Consider the following 21,030-nt stretch of genomic DNA (forward strand, 5'->3'; position numbering starts at 1 on the left):
TTCCGAACGGGAGAGGAGGCGGCGCGGATGAGGGAGAGGGAAGATGGCGGATTTTCTGAAGCAGACGTGGTACATGATCGGCTGGGCTGGGGAACTGGATGATGGTGTTCTTGCCCGTACGATCACGGACACGCCGGTCGTTGCCTTTCGAGACACGGCGGGCATCGTCCACGCCATCCATGACCGCTGCCCGCATCGCTTTGCACCGCTTTCGAAAGGCATTCGGAAGGGCGATGCCATCATGTGCCATTACCACGGGCTGACCTTCGACGGCGCCGGGACCTGTGTCGACAATCCGTTGGGCGGGCCTGTTCCGGCCGCGTGCCGCGTGGCCTCATACCCGGCCGTGGAACAGGATGGGATGCTCTGGGTGTGGCTTGGCGATCCCGCGCTGGCGGATCCGGCGCTGATCGTCCGGTTCCCGTGGCTGAACGATGAGGGCTTGCGGAGCATCCAAGGCTATACGCGGGTCGATGCGAACTATGAACTTCTGACAGACAATCTCATGGACCTCACACACGCGAAATTCCTGCATCCGGGTTTCGGCGGTGATGCTTACAGCCCGCACAACACGATGGAGGCGGGACGCGACACGGTGTTGTCCAAATATGTCGTCATCGATATCGACAATCCGGAGTTTCCCGAGAACGCCTGGTCTTCTCATGGCAACAAGGTCGATCTGTGGGATGATATCCAGTGGTACGCCCCGGCCACGCTCTCGCTCTCGTCCGGCGTGGTGCTGACTGGGCGCCCGCGCGAGGAAGGCTGCGAAATTCCTGCTGCTCACGTCATCACGCCGGAAAGCGCCGGCAGGTCGCATTATTTCTGGGGGTCCGCACTGCCCAAGGACAGCCCGCTGTCGAACGACGGCTTTCGGGAGGTTCTGTCGCAGGCGTTCGACGCCGAGGACAAGCCGATGATCGAGGCTGCGCAGCAGCGCATGGGCGAAGCGGACTTCTGGGAGCTCGGTCCCGTGTTGCTGGGCACGGACGCACCCGCCGTGCGCGTCCGTCGCATCCTGCGTGAAATGATCGGAAACGAGAAGAAATCGCAAGCCGCAAGTGCTGAGATGAGCGCGGCCTGATCCCCTATTCCTCCATGCGGGCCTATCGTCACCCTACGCGGGTATTCAAAGCCGGAATGCCTGTCGCCATATTCGATATGGACGGAGAGTATTTTCCGGAAGAATTGTATTTTCAAAGAAAAATTGAGGACGCTTCAGGCGTTCATGGAAATACGATAAAAACTAAAAGGAGGGGCTCATTCTATGCTCAATACTGTAAACCGCCGCGCCGGTGTGCGTTGCAGCCTTTCGCTTTTCTGCTCGATTGCCGCGCTGGCGACGGCGGACATGGCGTATGCTCAGGACGCGCAGGACGGTCAACACGAGCCGGGTTTCGGGGAAATCGTCGTGACCGCGCAGCGCCGTGCGCAGGCGGTCTCCGATATCCCGATCGCCGTGACCGCGCTTGGCGGAGCCGAGCTTGAGCGTGCGGGCATCCAGAATACGCAGGATCTTACTTATATCGCGCCGAACATGCGCATGAGCACCTTCTATCCGGGACGCGCGGAAATCTCGATCCGCGGTGTTGCGATGTCGGAATCGTTCCTGTCGACTGACCAGCAGCCGGTCGGCGTCTATCAGGAGGAAGTTTTCCAAGGTTCGCGCCTCGTTCATATGTCCCAGCTTTTCGATCTGGAGCGGGTCGAGATCGTGCGCGGTCCCCAGGGCGTTCTGTTCGGGCGCAACACGACGGCCGGCGCGCTCAGCTTCTATGCCAAGAAACCTGAGGACGAATTCGGCGGCTATGCCTCTTTCGGCTATGGAAATTATGATGCCTTCGTTCTCGAAGGCGCGGTGAACGTGCCGCTCGGTGGCGGCTTCTCCGCGCGCGTGTCGGGCAACTACAAGCAGGACGATGGGTGGGCGCGCAATGTGTTCACCGGTGCGCGCATCATGGATTCTTCATCCCGCGGTCTCAGAGGTATCCTTCAGTATGAGGGGGCCGCAACAACCTGGATTCTGAACGTTCACGAAAGCCGCTATAACGGCGACGTAAACTACTACTTCTCGTCGGATATCCCTGGCTACGCCTTCAACGAGCTGGGTCAGCGTTCACCCGAGGCGCCGGAGGTGATCGACGCGTTCGGCAGTTCTCTCACCGGTACGTTCAGCATTGGCGATGTCGATGTCACCAGCATTACCGCCTACGAGGAAAGTCAGTACTTCGCTTACGAGGATTTCGGTCACGGCCCGACCGATATCAACAATGCCGGGCAGTTCGCGCAGTTCAATCCGTTCATGATCGGCTATACGGATGATTTCTACCAGGTCAGCCAGGAATTCCGCTTCGCCGGTTCACTCGGTCGACTGGAATGGGTTGCCGGTGTCTTCGGCTACTACGAGAAGGTAAATAGCACCTACTCCGATGGGGCATACGGCAGAGGAACGATCGGGCTCGACTTCAACGAGAATGGTGTGATCGACGTGCCGGACGAAGGCTGGTTTCCGGAAGACGACTCCCGCATCTGGAAACAGACGACAAAGGAAGCAGCGATTTTCGCTCACGGCAATTACGCGCTGAGTGACCAGTTTTCGATCCTTGGCGGTCTGCGCTATACCTATTCGAAGAAAGAACTCGACTGGCAGTACACCGATATGCTCAGCGGCTTCGACTATGTGCCGAAGACGCATCTTCAGAAGTCGTGGAATTCACTGACCGCGCGTGCTGGTGTGGAGTACCGCCCGAATACCGATATCTTGCTCTACGGCCGCTATGATCGCGGCTTCAAAAATGGCGGTTTCAACGTCGGCGGGTCGAACGCGGCTTCTCTTGCCATTGTCGATCCCGAAAAAGTTGATGCCTTCGAAGTCGGTGGCAAGTTCACATTCCTTGACGGTCGCGCTCAATTGAACACGGCGGTGTTCCTCACCAAGATCAGAGATTATCAGGCGAACCTCAACGTCGTGACCACAAGCGGCCTCGGTTTTGCCTTCCAGAATGCGGCCAAGGTCGAAAGCAAGGGCTTCGAGCTCGAGCTCAACATGGAACCGGTCGACGATCTCAAACTCTCCGGGTCATTCGGCTACACAGATTCAAAATTCAAGGAATATTACGATCCGATTTCAGATACGGACTATTCGGGGAATTATATTCCCAACACGCCGAAATACTCCCTGGCTGCCTCGGCCGAGTACACGTTCACATTGCCGGGAGATTACAGGATCATCCCGCGCGCCGATTATAGCTACACGAGCCGGATGCAGAGCCGTCACTACAACCGGCCGTACGAGAGTTACGATCCCCGCAATCTGGTAAATGCTCAGCTTGCATTTATCTTTCCAGGTGAGGTGCTCTCCGTCACGGGGTGGGTCAAGAACCTGACCAATCTCAAGTATTGGACGAAGATCATCGGTGAACCGCAGTTCGCCGGTGGCCTCATGGAAAAGCGCGGCACGCCGCGCACCTATGGTCTTACTTTGCGGTCGACTTGGTAGGCGATCAGAGGTTGCGAGCGGCGCTGGATATCGAAACGTCCGGCGCCGTTTTCATTTTTAGTCTGGAAAATGCCCTGATGGATGATGCATGAGCGATAGTTTGATCGGCGTCAGCATTGCTTCAAGATCGATGGCGGCGCGCGATATCGTCAGCCTCGATCTCGTTTCAGTGGATGGTGCGCTCCTGCCCCCGTTCACGCCCGGCGCACATATCGATCTTCATTTGCCCGGTGGGCTGATCAGGCAGTATTCGCTTTGCAACCCATCCATTGAAACCGGCAGTTACAGGGTTGCTGTTCTTCTCGATCCTGAAACACGCGGCGGTTCGCGCGCCGTCCATGCTTTATCGGCCGGCGACAGGCTCTTCATCAGCGCGCCCCGAAATCATTTCCCGCTTGTCGAAAGCAGCGCGGATATCGTTCTGCTCGGCGGTGGCATCGGGATCACGCCTCTGCTGGCGATGGCCTATGCGCTGTACCGAGAGAGCCGGTCTTTTACGCTCCACTATTGTAGCCGCAGCAGTGATCGCATGGCGTTCCGTGAAGATCTGCACACCGCGCCATTTGCCGATCGCGTGCAACTCCACTTCGATGACGGAGACGCCTCACAGCATTTCCGTGCGGCCGAGGCGATGGGAAGCCATGTGCCGGGGCGCTATATTTACACATGCGGACCGACCGGATTTCTGGCTCATGTCCTCGCGACCGCGAAAACTGCGGGCTGGCCCGATGAGGCCGTGCGATATGAACGCTTCTCGGCCGATGTCGATACGCACGGCGGGCATTTCACCATCATAGCGCAAAGAAGCGGGCTCAGCTTCACGGTTGGGGATGATCAGACGATTGCCGCGGCGCTTGCCGCGAATGGGATCGCAGTGCCGCTGTCCTGCGAACAGGGTGTCTGCGGCACCTGCCTAACCAAGGTTCTGGAAGGTGTTCCAGATCATCGCGACCTTTACCTGACCGATGCTGAAAGGGCGGCCAACGACAGCATGACGATCTGCTGCTCGCGCGCGCTAACACCGACTCTGGTCCTTGATGTTTAAAGTGCGACGTTAGTCGGAAAAGGGGTGGCATGAAATGTCTGGTCTTCGGCCTGGGTAAGGCCGGCATGGCAGCACTGGGCTATCTTCACGCACGGGGCGCGGAGGTCGTGGGTGTCTACAGCCGCTTCTCCCATGTGGGCGCGGATGTGGGTACGCTCTCCGGCGGCACCGAAACCGGATTGAAGGTGCAGACGGTGTCGGATTTTGTGCCGCATCGCGGCATGGCCGATATTGCGCTGTTCTTCACGACATCCGATATGGCGGACCTGCTTGGCGAACCGCGCACCTGTCTGGAACATGGGATCAACGTGGTTACGATCGCTGAGCAGGCGCTCTTTCCCTGGATATTCGCGCCCGATATCTGCGCAGAGCTCGACGGCATCGCGCGTGCCAATGATTGCACGCTGACGGCGACGGGTGTGAACGACACGGTCATGTGCGCACTGCCGGCCATCATTGCCGGCATCGCGCCGGATGTCAGGCATATCGATATCGAAGCTACGGGGAATTTTGGCGTGCTCGGTCCCGCGACGTTGCAGGCCCTGCCGCTCGGGCTCACTCCGACCGAGTATGATGCTTCACAAGCCGAGGCCGGGCCTGTCGATCCGGCGGCAAGCATCTGCGGTCAGGTCGCGCTGGCGCTTGCGGCGATGACCGGGCTGATCCCGGAACGGATCGAGGTCGCGGAGGTGCCGCTCTTCGCTGGCGCTGCCATCGAGGTGCCCACGATCGGCCGAACGATCGGCGCGGGCCTTACGCGCGGCCTCATCGAGAGCGTTCGGGTCCAGACACGGCAGGGCCCGACGATTGAGATTCGCCTACACGGGAAGCTCTTCGAGGCGGGAGAGGAGGAGTATCTGTCGGTGAGGATCGACGGCCTCTGCCCTCTAGCCATGGACCTACGTCCCTTGCCCAGCATCGAGACTACCGCCGCGATTGCGGTGGGGCGGGCGCCCGACGTGATCGCCGCCTCGCCGGGCTTCATCACGATAGACCAGCTGCCGGCCGCCCTCCTGCGCGATCGCCGTGCTTACGTCTGAGGAGCGGCCGCAAGGTCGGCCGGCGGCCGGCGCTTCAGGTCACGATCGAACCACAAGAGTGCAGCAAGCGCGACGGCGTTGGTCACGATAGCGGCTGTGGCGATTGCTTCCATGCCGAAATGCTCGATGATTAACCCGGCCGTATAGGGCGAGACCGCCACCGTCAGCAGAAAGGCACCGCCGACCAGCGCCGCTCCGCGTCCGCTGCTGTCTTCGGCGGCAGCATAGCCCATGAAATAGGGGATGATGAAGTAGACAGAGGCAACGAGCAGGCAGGCGCAGATCCTGAAAAGCAGCAGGTCTGTTTGCGTGCACAGGATCGCGATGCAGCCGGTCATTGAAACGATGCCTGTGACGGTCGGCCACAACCGGCCGAATCGGACGCCAAGGATCGTCGCCAGCAGGCTGCCGGTAACCGATATAAAGGCAACGATGCCGACAGTCGTTGTCGCCGCTGTCTCGTCGAGTCCGGCGCGGGTTCCGAGAAGAACGAGGAACGACCACACTGCGCTGCTGTTCAGCGCAACGATGAACATCGTGGCGGCCAGGAGATAGAGGCGGGGCGATAGGTCGTGGTGCCTGACAGGCACATTCCTGTCGGCGGAGGCTGCCATGTCGAGAGCGAGATTCCGCGGCATGATGAGCAGGAACGGCGTCAGGATCAGCAGGCCGACGAGCAGCGTTGGGAACGCGACGTTGGGGCCGACATATCGGGCGATTGCGGGAAGCAGGAAGATGAGCCCGGCTCCGAACACGATGTTGACCACGTTCATCTGGCCATAGGCGCGGTCAGGGTCCCGAAAGCGAGCGAGCGCGGCACTCGACACCATCAGCGCCGCGCCTTCGCCCATGCCGGTAATGCCGCGCAGAAGCAGGATAAGGCCATGGTCGTGGGCGATGATGGAAAGCGCGGTGGCGATAATCGCCACGACCGTCCCTACCAGGCTGATGACAAGGAAGGATGTGCGCTTCATGAACCGGGCGAGGAGCATCGAACTGAGCGCGAGCGCCGCCAGCTCAACCGTGCCGACGAGCCCTGCCTGCGATTCGGAAAGGTGCTTCACCGACACGAATTCGTGAATCAGATCGGGCAATATCCAGCCGGCGATATTGGCGATGCAATAAGCGGCGAAACTGGCGATCAGGATTCGGTAATAGAGGCTGCCGGTTTCTGGCGCGCCGTTCACGCTCATCAAAGCCACGGCCTTTCCCGGCCAGTCACAGGCACGCGGTTCCGATCAGGCTTCGAGATACTGGTCGAGCAGCCAGTTGTGAAACTGGTGAACGGTTTTTTCCATATGCGATGGGCGCCCCGCTCGGGCGAGCTCCGAGCGCACACCCGCACCGACAGCCTCGCAGACCTCAACATCTTCGAGCAGAATAGGTTCAATGATGGCACAGAATTCCGCTTTCAGGGCTTGCTCGTCGGCGTCGGCGAGGCGGCTTTTCGGAACCATCATATACCAGATGAGCTCGTGCGAGTCCTTTCCGGTGATGTTCCAGTCCATCCACAGCGGGATCGAAGCGTCGGTGAAGAGGTGCAGCAGCGGATAGACGTTCACCACCGAATAAGCGCGATAATACTGATCCGGCATACCTTCCACGGGTGGCACCAGGAAGGGAGGCAATTCGTTGTTTTTCTGGTGCATCCAGAACATGCCATACGGCCCCTCGACATCTTCGTAGGTCGTCAGCGTCGCGGGGAACTGACCATCAAACGTATCCGGGTGGATGAAGGGCTGGTGGTAGGCCTCGCTGAAGTTCTCCAGGCTGATCTTCCAGTTCCAGGCGACATTGGCGCGACGGAACTCGATCGCGATCATGTCCTCGAAGCGGTACGGGGCGACCTTGGGTTCGAAGGGTTCGAGCTGTTTCAGCAGGCTCGGGGCTTCGCCGTCGAAATTGACCATCACGAAGCCGTGCCAGATTTCGAAGCGGACCTCGGGCAGGCCGATGTCACCTTTGGTGAAGGTGTCGGTCTGATCCATGAACGGCGCCGCGATCAGCTTGCCGTCCAGCCCATAGACCCAGCCATGGTAAGGGCAGGTCAGTCTTCGGCCCTTGCAAACGCCAGCACCGGGGCGTGTCAGAACAGCGTTACGATGCCGGCAGACGTTTGAAAAGACACGGATATTGTCGTCGCGGTCGCGCAGGGCGATCACGGGTTCGTCGAAAAGCTGGCGCGCGACGTAGCTGCCCGGCTCGGAAATCTGGCTCGCATGGCAAAGCGGTAGCCATGTCTTGCGAAACATTACGGTTTTTTCAAACGTGAAGATCTCCGCGTTCGAGTAAATCCGCGGCGGCAAGAACGATGCCTGCGACAAGGGGCGCCGAACTGCCGCGACCTCCTCATCGCTGAAAAACCGAGCGTTGCTCTGCAGGACGGTCGCCATGTTTGTACCCTCTTTGTTATTGGAATGCGGTCAGGTGCGGTGATGCCCACCGCGTTTGTTCCGGCAGCCCGATAAGACGGGCTTCGGGCAGACCCGCATTCCTCCCTCAGCATTGAAGGTGACCGGAAATGGGCCGAACCGCCATACCCCGCGCAGGGGACGATTTTAGGCTTGCTTCGCCGCAGGCGGATCAGCTCGGGAGGTGCTCTCTATTGACTCGAAGCCCGCAAATGCTAGCCTTGTTCATTGGGCGGCGGCGGGTTTGTCGGGAGGGACAATGCTTGGTTCGGCGGAATTTGATCGCCTCGGGGAGATCGTGTCCACGCTCGGCTCGCGAGAGTTCGGGCCGCAGTTCTATGGGCTTTTCCGGGACCTTCTGGATGTCGAGGAGTGCACTGTTTTTTCGTTCCCGGATCCGTCGAATCCCAGGTCGCTTGTGGTTGAGGGGAACTGCGCCGAGCAACGAGAGGCTGCGCGCAAGCTTGCGTCCGACTATGTATCGGGCGGGTATCTCAACGATCCCAATGTGAAGCGTCCGCACAGCCAGGTGCCCATAGATATCTATATCACCGAAGCTGATAATATCTTCAATGACGAGTATCGCCGTCATTACTACGATACGCCGGAGCTTAGCCACGAACTCGTGGTGCTCGGCAATGCCAGTGGCACACTGTATTACACGAGCTTTTACCGAAAAAAACACCGTCATGAGTTCGGCGAAAGCGAGATCGAGATCATGAGCCTGATGGCCGGGTTCATGATAAAGGCGCTGCATCGCCACAGCGAACTTGTTCGTCACACCGACAGCGCGGGGTTCAATTTCATTCCGTCATCGTCTGGCGAGACCGGCGAGATGCGGCAGAAAACTCTGGAACACTTGAAAAATGTCCTGGTCGCAGGGCCTCACAAGTTGAGCCAGCGCGAAGCCGAAGTGTGCGCTGGGATCGTGATGGGCTATTCCACGGAGGCCATTAGTCTCAACTGTTCCATTTCCACGAACACGGTCGCAACCCACCGCAAGCGCGCCTATGCCAAACTCGGCATATCGAGCCAGAACGAATTGTTTCTGCGTTATTTCCTGACCGTGCGAGAGTTTCAGTCTGGCACGGTGCAATAGGCTATTCTCGCGGTAAAGATCACTGAGTCAGTCCGCTTGCGATGCGAGCGCGGGTTGGATGCGCCCCCGACATTCGCCGAATCCGATGCGGGCATAGCCGGGGCGCTCGCAATAAGCCTTCATCACCAGCTCGTCTCCGTCTTCAAGAAATATGCGGGTTTCGCCGTTTTCCAGGCGAAGAGGCTGTGATCCGCCCCGCGATATTTCCATGAGGCTGCCGAAACTCCGCTCGTCCGTACCGGAAAGCGTTCCGGTGCCAAGCAGGTCACCGGTCATGAGATTGCAGCCGTTGCTGGTGTGATGGGTTACCAGCTGCGCAGGGGTCCAGTACATCGCCGTCATCGACCCGGAGCTGAGCTTGTGGGCGGATAGACCCGCTTCGCGCATGGCCGTGGTTTGCAGGTAGACCTCCATCCGTACGTCGAAGGCGCCCCGCATCTGATCGGCGGTATCCATCAGGTAGGGAAGTGGGGAGGGATCGTTCTCGGGGCGAGCAGGCTGCGCCGTCCGGAACGGCGCGAGCGCTTCCGTCGTCACGACCCACGGCGAGATCGTCGAGTGAAAATTCTTGGCGAGGAAGGGGCCGAGCGGTTGGTACTCCCAAGCCTGGATATCGCGCGCGGACCAGTCGTTTAGCAGGGATAAGCCGCCGATATGCGAGCCTGCATTCTCGATCGAAACAGGCTCACCAAGCCGATTACCCGAACCGATCCATATTGCCATTTCCAATTCGTAATCGAGCCTTTGGCAAGGCCCGAAAGACGGGCGGTCGGCATCGATCGTCTTCGTCTGCCCCATAGGGCGACGCACATCCATCCCAGAAAGACGGATGGATGACGTACGACCATGGTATCCGATCGGCACGTGCTTGTAGTTCGGAAGCAGGGGGTTATCGGGACGCAGTAGGCGTCCAACATTTTCGGCATGACGGATGCCCGTGTAGAAATCAGTGTAATCACCAATCGCGAATGGGAGAAGGAGGGTGCAGTCTTGCGCTTTGAATAGGGCCTTCGCAGCCTTGTCCCGTTGTGATGCGTCTGTCAGAAACTGCGATAGGCCTCTGCGGAGCGTTTGCATTGCGCTATGCCCCAAAGCGAACATTGCATTCAGAGTGGAGGCCGCGCCATATTCTGCGATGCGTTTTGCTTCACCTTCGAGGCAGAGGGACGCGGCAGCCAAATCGAGGATGAAGTCACCTATGGCGACACCGCCGCGAGGCAGGCCATCTTTCGGACAGAAAATTGCTACTGGTAGGTTCTGAACCGGAAAGTCGAGATGAGCCCCAGCGCTGGGTACCCAACTCTTCAAGCGTAGGTCATGGGTAATGTCAATTTCTACGGTCATGGCGGCTTTTCTAATTTTAGGGTGTATCTATTCCTGATCGGTGCTCTGCGACGTGTTGTCGTTGAGGCATTTCCCGGAAAGCTTGAGTGCCGACAGGGTCACAGGTATTCTTATCCTCTGCCTGAACCAATCGCTCTCAATGCCGATAAGACACGCTTCCCGATTTCAATAATTTTCACAATACCCGCGCCGGGCGACAAACACTTTCAGATTCCGTCTGAATTCAACGTCACACGGCAAGGGTATGGGGCGTCGAACAGTTCGAGCCTAGCGTTGACCTTGCTTTTCAGGATTTTGCGGAGGCGTAATGCGCCTCTAGCATATGGCGTTGCCGCAGTGGCGAACCTTTTGGGGGCGCCGATTGGCTGAACGGCGTTTCTGGACGGGAAGGGGTGAGCGATGCGTGCCGGCTATCTGATCTCCTTCCTTGTCGCCAGCATCGGCTTGGTCCAAGATGCATCGGCCGCCGATGAGAGTCAGCGACCGAACATTCTTCTTATCGTTGCCGACGATTTGGCAATCTCCGACCTTGGATACATGGGCAGCGAGATCCGTACACCCAACCTGGATGCGTTGGCGCGGCGGGGTGTAATTCTCGATAACTTCTATGTCAGCCCGGCATGTTCCCCTACACGCGCCATGCTGATGTCCGGGGTGGATAATCACCGCTCAGGGCTGGGTGTCATGGGTGAATCTATCATGCCGGAACAGCGTGGGCGCCCCGGATATGAAGGATATTTGAACTTTAAGGTACATCCGCTGGCCGAGCGTTTACGGAAGGCGGGCTATGCCACGTTCATGGCCGGGAAATGGCACCTCGGCGCAGGCGACGGGCAGCGACCATCAGACAGAGGCTTTGACCGTAGCTTTGCCCTCATGGAAGGTGGCGCGAGCCACTTTTCAGATGCGAGGGGGACATCCATCCATAGTCTCCAGGTGCGCTATTTTGATAACGGCCGCCAGACAAAGCTTCCACCGGATTTCTATTCGTCTGCTTTTTATACCGACAGGCTGATCGCTGATATTGAAGCGTCGCTGGAAACACGGTCGGCACGCCCATTTTTTGCTTATGCAGCCTATACGGCACCACACTGGCCGCTCCAGGTTCCAGATGACTGGCTCGATCGCTATGTCGGCATGTATGACGAGGGATACGAGGCACTTGCCGCGCAGCGGCTCAAGCGGCAGATCGGGCTGGGGCGTATGGTGGATACCGCTACGCCCACACCTTTGCCCCCGCACGTCAAACCATGGTCTGCGCTGACACCTGCGCAAAGAAGGCGTGAATCGCGCGCTATGGAAATTTATGCCGCGATGGTGGAAAATCTAGATCATCATATTGGCCGCTTGATACAGCGCCTGAAAGAACGAGGAGTTTACGAAAATACGCTCGTGATCTTCATGGCGGACAACGGCCCAGAAGGAAACGATGTAACTCTTTTCCGGGGCCATGCGGAGTTTCTCACTCGCTCCGGAATTGATGACACCCCGGAAAATATGGGGCGTGTGGGTTCCTACGTGCACTATGGGCCCGGGTGGGCTACAGCGGCTGCATCTCCCTATCGGCTCTACAAAGCCTTCACGAGTGAGGGCGGTATCCGAGCACCCGCCTTCATCACGTGGCCGGCACAGATCGCGGCCGGTCGGAGACATGCCTTCACTGTTGTGAATGACATCGCACCAACGCTTGCAGAACTGGCTGGCCCAGAAGCGATGGAGACACCGCCGGAATTGCTGGCAATGGATGGAATATCTTTGGTTCCCATGCTGCGCCATCCGGGCGAGGCTCTCAGAGCCGGTGAGCCCCACGGATGGGAGCTTTTTAATCGCCGCGCGATCCGAAGTGGTCCGTGGAAAGCCACGTGGTTCCTCCCGCCTTATGGGCCCGGACGCTGGCAGCTTTACCATCTCCGCCGCGATCCCTACGAGCGTGATGACATGGCGGCGAAGTTTCCAGGAAAATTTCGAAAAATGCAAAAGCTATGGTCGGAGTACGCGCGGCGCAACGGCGTCGTCGAACTTGACTACGACATGGACTATGACAAATAGTCGCCGCAACATTAGCCATATGGTGATGAGTGAAGTGCTTGGAAACTGCAGTGCACGGAAGAGCATGACCTAGGTGTCAAACAAACAGGAATAAGCTAATTTGTTGATTTTAACGAGACGTCCATATATAGGCTCCTCACGCCCAAGCAGTTCGAGTTCTCCACCGTGAGACAGGATATTACGTATAATACGCTCAAAATTCCAGGCGGCTGGCCATTTGTCGGCATTCCCAGAATTGTTAGGCAGAAAACCAGACATCGGTAAGTCTAGACATATGCAATCGTCCGCGCCTCTAAGGTATGCGCCACTGCCGTTATAGGTTTCGGCGCGTGCTCCAAACGAGAGCAGGCTGACGAGGAATGTGGCTAGTGGCACAAACATGGCATCGGTGTCCGACAGCGGAATCTGCATAAGCGGTTTCTCGATCCCAGCTATTTGCCCTCGAGATGCCCGATATTGATGCGAACGCCTGCGACTGATCTTTCAAGCCACAGGTACCCAAAATAGGGCCCGGTGTCCGCTCCCATAAGTTTAATAGACGAAAGTATACGGTCAGATCAGGCCCGATACCAGACGACTCAGTGCTGCAAACTACGCCAAAGGCCCGCTTCCAGACTCGAACCACACCGCAAAAAAAATCTTTCATATCGGCCGGGTTGCAAATGAAATAGTATAAAAAAATTATCATTTAAAATCAATATTATATTGATCATATTCGAGTCCTTTCCTAGTCGGATGTCGACGCGCGCATTCGGGCGCGATCTAAGGGCAAGCGAAGTCTGGATGATGTCATCGTTCCGCTCGTATCGGGACGGCTCGATCACGATATGCATTTCAATCGGGAAAAGCTGCTGGGCGCTTTGGCCGCGGAGCTCGCGCCGTCGATCCGCGACCATTTCAATGCCGTGATTGAGTGCGGCGCGTTGATCGAGCCTCCGTCCGGGGCGTTCGGTCCATGCTTCGAACGACATGAAAATGCGTACGAGGTGGCGGGAAAGCTTTTGCACGGCTACGAATGGAAACGAATTGCATCCGTACCCGAGGAGCGCCGCCACTCATGGTGAGCCGAGTATAGAGGATAAGCCGTCGAAGGCGTCGGCTTCTGAATCCAATCCCGTTTACACGATGAGCGCAGGCCGACGTCGACCTGCGCTGCGGATACGCACGGTTGCCGCTCTCTTCGCGATCACCCGAAGAGGTTCTATTTTTGGGAGAGAATAAGGCCCCTTATTGCGTCAATGACCTTCGGCCTTGTCTCTCGGTCGGCGTGGACGGCATGCGGTCCGGGAAGTGTCAGGAACTGCATCCGATCGGCAGGGAGACCCGCATGTGTCAACGCATACTGCTGTGCAAGCACCGGCGTTGTCATATCGTAGTAGCCGCTGACGAGAAGAAGGCGGAATGAGGGTTGCATCTTGAATAAATCTCCAAGACGCGGAGTGGGGTTGAGCCTCACTGTATCTTCGATTTTCCGTGAGCCGAATGCCCAATCAAGATTGAGATTCATATTGAGGTTGAGGCCGATGTACGGGCGATCGATCTTGACTCCGAGACTGCGCAGGTAGTCGCCTGTCAACGTATCAGCCATGATGTTGCTATCACCGATGCCCAGGGCGGGGTCATCGGCTGCGCGCGAACGGCCGGCGATTAGGGCGTCTTTCCGCGCGGGTCCGGAAATGCGCGTGTCGGTTCGTCCGACGACCCGGTCCGCGAGAAGCTTATCCAGAAAATACTGGGGATCGATCCTCAGATTGGACGTCTTGATCCTCTCCGCTGGAAGGCCGATCAATTCCGACATGTCCTGTGCGAGCCTGTCACGTTCCGTTTCTGGAAGTCGCGAGCCGAGGTGCAGCGCGGTAAGGAGAGGTTTCTCAGCGAAGGTTCGCGCTGCTACAAATATCTCACTTATCGTCTTGCCGCCCATATCGGTTCGTCCGTGATAGGCTGCAGCGGCGGCCATGACTGGAAACGCGAAGATATAGTGATTGTCCGGTGTTCCGGAGCTTCCGGGCTGATCCGTCAGATCCAGGGCAGGCGATATCAGTATCGCGCCCTTGACGTTGAGGCCAACCAGACTGGAGGCCATGACGGCGAGACGATAGCCGCCATAACTTTCGCCGACGATAAAAATCGGTGATCCTGTTCGCCCATTGTCAGAAAGCCACTTCCGAATGAAGGTTTCGACCGCTCGCGCATCCGATGGCGCAGTATAGAAATATTCATTGCCCCCGCGGCGGAGTTCGCAGTTGAAGCCGGAACCAGGCGTATCGATCATAACCAGATCCGCCTCGCCCAGAAGGGTGTCGACGTTGTCGATCAGCTTTGGTTGGCCATTGTCGAAGACTTTGAGCTTGGGACCAAAGAGGCCGAAGTTGAGGCCGCTGGCAGATGCGCCCGGACCTCCATTGAAGCCAAAAATGATAGGCCGCGGGTTGTCGCCTGTGTTGCGCAGGCGATAGGTCGTCGCGGATATGGTTCCTTGAGGAACGCCTCGGCCGTTCTTGATTGCCAATTGCGTCCATCCCGCTTCATAGTGAAGGTCTCCGGTCGGCAAGATCAGCGTTTCTGCTGTGGCTACCGTTGGATGAACTTTGCAAGAGGGTTCCGCAGAGGCGGCTGCCGCAGGCAGTGCAAGCAGGAGGCCGGCAAAAAAGCAGCGGCGTATCGCTTTCGTTTTCATGGCTTGATGGGATCCTTCACGAGCATACGGCTTCGATTTGTGTCGTGTATACTCTGCTGCAAGTCGCCCCGTACAAAGGCCATGTTTGCACGAACAAGGCCTGTAACCCGGATGACGGTGTTTTACTGGGCGACCATATTCCTGTCCGAAATTCGCGCGCGACGGGATGACGACATTGCCGTAGCGAGATTTCCGGGAGGTCGGAACCGCGTTCAATTGCGCTCACCCGTCTACGTAAGCGGGAGGGTCGATCGGCCCTAGCAGCCTTTCGATCGCCATGCCGAGCCCGAGCAGATGGAGGTCTGATCCAGATGGCGCCTCAAGCTGCAATCCCACGGGCAAGCCGTCTGCGAGACCCGAAGGAATGGTGATTCCGGTCGCGCCCAGGGCGGGGCCCCAGAAAATATTGCGGCAGAGTGTCCAGACCTGACTGAACGTTTTGCCTGCGATCACAATGGACTGCCCCTCCTTTTCGCCATCAGTGCGAAGCTCCGGAGCGGGGATCGTCACGGTCGGGGAGAGGATTGCCGTTACACCGTGTGTCACAAACAGATCGAGAAATCGGCGGCGTGCGCGTGTCAGGACATTGCGCCTCTCGTGCGCATCGAGAACCGGCAGATCGGGAAACGCATAAAGCCCTTCGCGACGTGACAGGACGTACGCCTCGCTGATTTTGGGAAGGTGTTCAGCCAACCATGCTTCAATGTCGGCTGCGGCGAAGGGCAGCGCGGCCATCATCCTGTCGTCGTAGAGCGTGCGAACGGCCTCGAAATCGATTTCCACGAGTGTCGCTCCCGCATCGCGCAGCAGTGCAAGAGCGGCTTGCATGCTGCGCGCGACCCCGGGATCAACGAACGCCTCGCTCCAGTAGGCTTCCGCAGGGACCGCAATGCGGGCACGGCGAAGGTCGACAGAAGGGGCTGTTTCCCCGGTGACGATGCTGTCCAGAAAGGCGAGGTCACTGACAGTCCGTGCCATCGGACCGAAGGTGTCCTGCAGCCCGGCGGGCGGGATGACAATTCCGTCATCGGGATATCGCTTGGGCCGATTCTCTCCGAGCGCGTTTTCGATCGTCCACGTGGATGGACGTAATCCCGAAACGCCGCAAAGTGCGGCAGGGAAGCGGATAGAGCCTGTCGTATCCTCTCCTATCGCGGCCGGTACGATACGCGCGCCGAGCGCCGACCCGTTGCCGCCGCTGGTGCCGCCGGTCATTCGTTTCATATCGTAGGGGTTGCGCGGCGCTCCGAACCACGGGTTCACGCTTGCAGCGCCGACGTCGAGCGTGAAACCGGCGACCATATCCGGCATATTGGTCTTGCCGAACACGATCGCGCCGGCCCCTTCGAGTGCATGAACGACCGAAGCGGAACGATCGGGGACGTAGCCTTTGAGCGCGCCGTTGCCGCCTGTCGCCGGGTAGCCGGCAACGGCGATCTGGTCCTTTACGGCGAACGGCAGGCCCGCCGCCCGTCCTGGGACATCGCCGCGCTTTCGCGATCTGTCCACGGCATTTGCTGCTTCGAGCACCCGCTCGGGGATCAGGGTAATGAAGGCGTTGAGCGCCTTGTGCGCCTCGGCCTGCCGGAGAAGTACGGAAACATAGGTTTCCGCGCTCAAATCGCCTTTGCGAATGTGATCAACGGCGTCTCGGGCGCCGAGTTTGATGATTTCATTGTTTGGCAGGTCTGGTGTCGCGCCGCACCCGGTCAGCAGGCCCGGCGCTGCTGCCGCGAGGGTCAGCGCTGTGATGCTTTCCCTGCGTGAACAGCTGAAGTCTGGAGTGTTGTTTTCCAAGACTTGCGGGTGCGGCGCGTTTTCCATCAGAATTGCGTCTTCATGCGGATCCCGAACGTTTGCGGGCGTGCGATTGTCACCGTATCCCCCGGCTGGGTGCTCGGGAAGGGATTATTGGCAATCGAGGTAACGACATAATCATCAGTCAGATTGCGTCCATAGATCGAAATGGACATGTCTTCAGTCTGCCAGGTAATGGCGGCATTGAAGACATGTGACGATGGATTTGTCCTGTATTCGGAGTCCGCGGGATTGAACCGTGTGCCCGTTGCGCTGCGGTAACTGAAGTCGCCCTGCAGAATGAGGCTTCCCGCATTCAGAGGAATTTCATACTCCGCACCGAGGGTAAGGAGATAGCGGGGGAAGTAAGGGACACGGTCTCCCTTGAGCGCATTGAGGTCGGGGAGTGGGTCGCGCGTCTTGGCATCGGTGTAGCTTCCGGTCGCAGAGAGCGTCAGATTTTCAAGAGGGCGAAACCGTGACTCGAGCTCGAGTCCCTGACTGCGAACCTTTCCGGCATTCTGCGTGAAGTAATAGCCGCATTCGTCGAGATAATGCCGTGTCTGAACATTGTCCCAATTTGTTAGGAAGGCGGCCACGTTAAGCGTAACCTTTCGGTCGAGGAACTGTGCCTTCTCGCCGATGCTGTATGTCCACAGCTTATCGGGGTCGTAGTCGACCGGCGCACTCGTCAATCCGTCCGCTGCAAGAGCATCGCCGCAGAAGTCGAGCGGCACGACCTGATTGACGCCGCCGTATCTGAAACCTCGAGCAGCTTCCGCATACACCATCACATTGTCATCGACGCGATAGGTGACCGAGGCTTTCGGATTGACGCCATTCGCCTTGGATTTTCCAGTCAGAGTCAAGGGTTGGCCGGAGGCATCGACGCCGCCCAGGCCGGCACTGAACAGGGTGTACCGCTGTTTCCAGTCGAAATAGCGAAGGCCCGCGACGAGGTCCAGATTTGGCACGGGAGAGTAAGTGATTTCGCCGAACAGCGCGAGCTGCTTGGTTTTCGTAAATGTGTCGCTCCGGAAAAGCTGGTCCTGGCGCACTGCACCGAAATCCCGGGAATCGATGCCTATGGCAGCGTCCATGCCCGACCAGTCGTTGGTTTGCTCATAGCCGCGCGTCTGTCTTTGATAGAAAGCGCCGATCTGCGCACGCAGCGGCCGGCTGGCATCAGTCGCCAAGCGCAGCTCCTGCGTAAAATCCTTGATCCTGTTATGATAGACGGCAGTCGCGGAGGGACTTGAGAAGCCGAGAAGGCCTTGAGTGTAATATTCCTGGGACTGGAAAATCTTGTAGGAACGGTCAATATAGCCGGTGGACGACAGAAGCGTCACACCTCCAAGATCAATCTGCGGGGCGAAATTGATGATATGGAAACGATCTTCGACACCGACCTTGTCCTGGGCACCGTACTCATAGTCACCGAGTTCGGATAGCGTGGTGTTGTTGCCGCCGTTTTCGAGCGTTCCGTAGAGCCAGCTCAGATCCGCCGTGATCTTGCTGTCGCTGTATCGAAGCACCGACCGAACCTGCGTCATCTCCAGGTCATTGAAATTGTCTTCGCCGGCGACATTGTCGATATAGCCGCCATCCTTGCCGTGATAAGCTGTAACACGAAGGCCTAGACGATCTGTGGCGAGCGGCAGATTCATCATGCCCCGGACGCTGTAGCTTTCCTCGCCGTGTTTCGTGGCGGCAAGGCTTCCTTCTGCCGAGGCTTCGAATTCCGTGAGGTTGGGTTTGCGCGTGATGTAACGCACGGTTCCCGCCATGGCGCCTGCGCCGAACAATGTCCCCTGAGGTCCGCGGAGAAACTCTACGCGTTCAAGATCGAAGACGCGAATGTCGGGTGTCGCGCCCTGAATGGAGATGGGAACATCATCGAGATACACGGATACCAGCGCCTGCTCGGCCGTGTCCGTCTGCTGAATGCCGGCGTTCGTATTGATGCCGCGGATGACGATCTTGTTCTGTCCGCCACCCTCTTCCTGAACGAACACGCCGGGTACATTCCGGCTGATGTCGGCCAGGGTTTCATTGCCCTGGCGCTGCATGGCTTCGGGGTCCACAGCCGTAATCGAGAGCGGAATGTTCTGGATTGACTGTGCGCCGGATCGCGTTGCGGTGACAATGATCTCATCAGTGTTGAAGGCTGCTCCGCTTTCCGACGGTTCAAGGCTCTCGGCATCGGCGTGCGTTTGTGCACCGGCCGGTTCGCTGGCGCTTGCAAGCAATACCGCAAGGGCGAGAGGCGATGTTCTGCAAAACAGGTTACGCAGGCGTCCGCTGGTCATGATACCCCCTCCGTTTACTTTGACAAAAAATTGTTATGTTCAACATTAAGTTGTCAAAAATGATGGGCTGTCAATACATAAATGTACGGACGTTCTCTCCGGACCGTCGCCGATGTCTCGGCCGGAGAGGGGCGGGTTGCGTTGTGGATGCGTCAAATTGAAGCTGTTGATTTTAAGTAATTTTTTCTGTTCGCTTCATCCCGAGCGGCGGAAGATCGGCCTGATGGAACCGCCTATGCCGATTGCGCAGCGCCGGATTGTCCTCACGAACTGTGTGTGCATCGCGCGTCAGAACGTTGCCGCTTCACAAGAGTCGCGGTCTGATCTTTCATCATTCATGATTGGCCGCAGCGCAGCCGCCAGCAGGCTGGCGCCGTGTCATTACAATTGGCCTCCACGTTATCGCGAAGGTCTTTTGTAGTCTCGCTGATGCCGGCGTTCTTACCTCAGGAAGAGCCGATATCGGTGGTCTTCAAGACCGAGCCATAGCCATCGTTCACGCAATATTGCTTGGAACTGTGCTGCCGTGTTTGGATGCGCACCGGTTCTTCAGGGTGGCCGCTAATTTTTCCAGACATCCTTGGCAAAACGCAGGAAGTTGCCGCCCATGACTTTCTCCACCTGCGTCGCCGTATGGCCGCGGGCAAGGAGCTTGCGAGACAAGACCCTGAATTGCTGTGGTCCGGTGAGATCGGTCGCATAGGGAAGCAGGGCCGGGTCTTCGCCGGGTGCGGAAATGCCTTTCGCCCGCCGCTCGGTCACGGTTTCCGCATAGGTCTTCCGGACAGTGGCCATATCGCCCAGATCCGCGAGGCCGTGATCGGTGCCAATTCCCACGTGATCTTCACCGCACACTTTGATGGCATGGTTGATATGGGCGACCACGTCATCCGAATTGAATGCCCTGCCGGGTGCGAGAAACGGCATGAAATAAATGCCCACATAGCCGCCTTTTTCCGCGACGGCGCGCAATTCTTCGTCCGTCTTGTTCCGCGGTACCGAAGCGAGGGCCGCGCATCCCGTATGCGTGATCGCAATCGGGTCCTTCGACGCGGAGGCCGCATCAAGACACGTTTGGCGTCCGCTGTGCGACAGGTCGACGATGAGATGTCTGGCGTTCAGTTGTTTCACGACTTCATGCCCGAAGGGCGTGAGGCCAGGGTCGCCTTGAGCCAAAGAACCGCCGCCGAGCTGGTTGAGCGTATTGTAGGTGAGCTGAACGATCCTCACGCCCATATCCGCAAACCGATCAACATTATCGATGTCGTTTTCGATCATCGCCGCGTTCTGGAAGCCGTAAATGATTCCGATCTTGTTGTCGGCCTTGGCGCGGTGGATATCCGCGGTGCTCAAAACCTTGAGAAGATCCTTCGCATGGCGTTGAATGACGCCGTCGGAGTCTCGAACGGACTGCGCCGCGTCTGAAAACCTGTCTGCGACCGAGATGGTGAGGTTGAGCGCGGTGACACCGGAAGCGCGGCCATCGGCGAGTAGGCGCTTTGTCGTGAGCAGGAGCGGGGTGCTGGGTTCGATCTGTGGCCGACTGCCATAGCCGTCATGTAGAAAGCCGAGCGTGTTGATCACGATACGGCCGGCAAGGGGGTCCGCTTCGCCCTGGGCGCGGACGCTTCGGCCGACCACCAGGCTTGCCGCCGTGGCAGACGCCAAACATATGAATTCGCGCCGATCCACAGTCATGGCCTTCTCACTTCCGTCTCGCCGATTACCGATTCAAGCACTTTCAACATTATGTTGAA

Annotated in this window: 16 protein-coding genes; 8 read left to right on the forward strand and 8 right to left on the reverse strand. The window is 58.1% G+C overall.

Annotated elements, in window-relative coordinates; all coding sequences use genetic code 11:
* Window positions 1-43: 43 nt before the first annotated feature.
* The 4 genes from ACE3TJ_RS16240 (at window position 44) to ACE3TJ_RS16255 (ending at window position 5,584) form a co-directional block, all read left to right on the forward strand.
* Window positions 44-1,084: a Rieske 2Fe-2S domain-containing protein gene (locus ACE3TJ_RS16240; RefSeq protein WP_374597988.1), complete on the forward strand. Its 1,041-nt coding sequence runs from the start codon at window positions 44-46 to the stop codon at window positions 1,082-1,084.
* Window positions 1,085-1,351: 267 nt separating this feature from the next.
* Window positions 1,352-3,499 (forward strand): TonB-dependent receptor, encoded by a 2,148-nt coding sequence (locus ACE3TJ_RS16245; RefSeq protein ID WP_374597990.1) that lies wholly within the window; start codon window positions 1,352-1,354, stop codon window positions 3,497-3,499.
* An 88-nt stretch (window positions 3,500-3,587) separates the two neighbouring features.
* Window positions 3,588-4,544, forward strand: a complete 957-nt coding sequence (locus ACE3TJ_RS16250) for a 2Fe-2S iron-sulfur cluster-binding protein (protein WP_374597992.1) — start codon at window positions 3,588-3,590, stop codon at window positions 4,542-4,544.
* A 29-nt stretch (window positions 4,545-4,573) separates the two neighbouring features.
* Window positions 4,574-5,584 carry a hypothetical protein gene (locus ACE3TJ_RS16255; protein WP_374597994.1) on the forward strand — a complete coding sequence of 337 codons (1,011 nt, stop codon included), beginning with the start codon at window positions 4,574-4,576 and terminating at the stop codon, window positions 5,582-5,584.
* Here the strand turns inward: ACE3TJ_RS16255 and ACE3TJ_RS16260 are convergent.
* Complete coding sequence (locus ACE3TJ_RS16260; protein ID WP_374599433.1) at window positions 5,575-6,777, reverse strand: MFS transporter; 1,203 nt, start codon at window positions 6,775-6,777, stop codon at window positions 5,575-5,577. The two genes, ACE3TJ_RS16255 and ACE3TJ_RS16260, sit on opposite strands and share 10 nt — an antisense overlap.
* Window positions 6,778-6,822: 45 nt before the next feature.
* The gene (locus ACE3TJ_RS16265) at window positions 6,823-7,977 is read right to left on the reverse strand and encodes an aromatic ring-hydroxylating dioxygenase subunit alpha (RefSeq protein WP_374597996.1); all 1,155 of its coding nucleotides are present in this window, start codon (window positions 7,975-7,977) and stop codon (window positions 6,823-6,825) included.
* Between the two features lie 277 nt (window positions 7,978-8,254).
* Here ACE3TJ_RS16265 and ACE3TJ_RS16270 point away from each other — a divergent pair, with 277 nt between their 5' ends.
* Entirely contained in the window at window positions 8,255-9,094 is an 840-nt protein-coding gene (locus ACE3TJ_RS16270; RefSeq protein ID WP_374597998.1) for a helix-turn-helix transcriptional regulator, read from the forward strand.
* Between the two features lie 27 nt (window positions 9,095-9,121).
* Here the strand turns inward: ACE3TJ_RS16270 and fahA are convergent, their stop codons facing one another.
* Window positions 9,122-10,438, reverse strand: coding sequence for a fumarylacetoacetase (gene fahA / locus ACE3TJ_RS16275; protein WP_374598000.1), 1,317 nt, complete (start codon window positions 10,436-10,438; stop codon window positions 9,122-9,124).
* A 399-nt stretch (window positions 10,439-10,837) separates the two neighbouring features.
* Between fahA and ACE3TJ_RS16280 the strand changes: the two genes are divergently transcribed.
* A complete protein-coding gene (locus ACE3TJ_RS16280) occupies window positions 10,838-12,487 on the forward strand; it encodes an arylsulfatase (RefSeq protein WP_374598002.1) in 1,650 nt (549 codons plus the stop codon).
* A 69-nt stretch (window positions 12,488-12,556) separates the two neighbouring features.
* Here the strand turns inward: ACE3TJ_RS16280 and ACE3TJ_RS16285 are convergent, their stop codons facing one another.
* Window positions 12,557-12,898 carry a hypothetical protein gene (locus tag ACE3TJ_RS16285; RefSeq protein ID WP_374598004.1) on the reverse strand — a complete coding sequence of 114 codons (342 nt, stop codon included), beginning with the start codon at window positions 12,896-12,898 and terminating at the stop codon, window positions 12,557-12,559.
* 416 nt (window positions 12,899-13,314) lie between these two features.
* Between ACE3TJ_RS16285 and ACE3TJ_RS16290 the strand changes: the two genes are divergently transcribed.
* Complete coding sequence (locus tag ACE3TJ_RS16290) at window positions 13,315-13,551, forward strand: hypothetical protein (protein WP_374598006.1); 237 nt, start codon at window positions 13,315-13,317, stop codon at window positions 13,549-13,551.
* Between the two features lie 137 nt (window positions 13,552-13,688).
* Here ACE3TJ_RS16290 and ACE3TJ_RS16295 read toward each other — a convergent pair whose 3' ends face one another.
* The 3 genes from ACE3TJ_RS16295 to ACE3TJ_RS16305 form a co-directional block, all read right to left on the reverse strand.
* On the reverse strand, window positions 13,689-15,167 hold the full coding sequence (locus ACE3TJ_RS16295; protein WP_374598008.1) for a hypothetical protein: 1,479 nt from the start codon (window positions 15,165-15,167) through the stop codon (window positions 13,689-13,691).
* A gap of 222 nt (window positions 15,168-15,389) precedes the next feature.
* Window positions 15,390-16,991: an amidase family protein gene (locus ACE3TJ_RS16300; protein WP_374598010.1), complete on the reverse strand. Its 1,602-nt coding sequence runs from the start codon at window positions 16,989-16,991 to the stop codon at window positions 15,390-15,392.
* A complete protein-coding gene (locus tag ACE3TJ_RS16305) occupies window positions 16,991-19,273 on the reverse strand; it encodes a TonB-dependent receptor (protein ID WP_374598012.1) in 2,283 nt (760 codons plus the stop codon). Before ACE3TJ_RS16305 ends, ACE3TJ_RS16300 begins: the two co-directional genes overlap by 1 nt.
* Before the next feature lie 157 nt (window positions 19,274-19,430).
* Here ACE3TJ_RS16305 and ACE3TJ_RS16310 point away from each other — a divergent pair, with 157 nt between their 5' ends.
* Window positions 19,431-19,694 carry a hypothetical protein gene (locus tag ACE3TJ_RS16310; RefSeq protein WP_374598014.1) on the forward strand — a complete coding sequence of 88 codons (264 nt, stop codon included), beginning with the start codon at window positions 19,431-19,433 and terminating at the stop codon, window positions 19,692-19,694.
* Window positions 19,695-19,834: 140 nt separating this feature from the next.
* Here the strand turns inward: ACE3TJ_RS16310 and ACE3TJ_RS16315 are convergent, their stop codons facing one another.
* Window positions 19,835-20,971 (reverse strand): dipeptidase, encoded by a 1,137-nt coding sequence (locus ACE3TJ_RS16315; protein ID WP_374598016.1) that lies wholly within the window; start codon window positions 20,969-20,971, stop codon window positions 19,835-19,837.
* Window positions 20,972-21,030: the final 59 nt, after the last annotated feature.

The sequence above is a fragment of the Sphingosinicella sp. genome (genome assembly GCF_041916975.1).
Classification (GTDB): Bacteria; Pseudomonadota; Alphaproteobacteria; order Sphingomonadales; family Sphingomonadaceae; genus Sphingosinicella.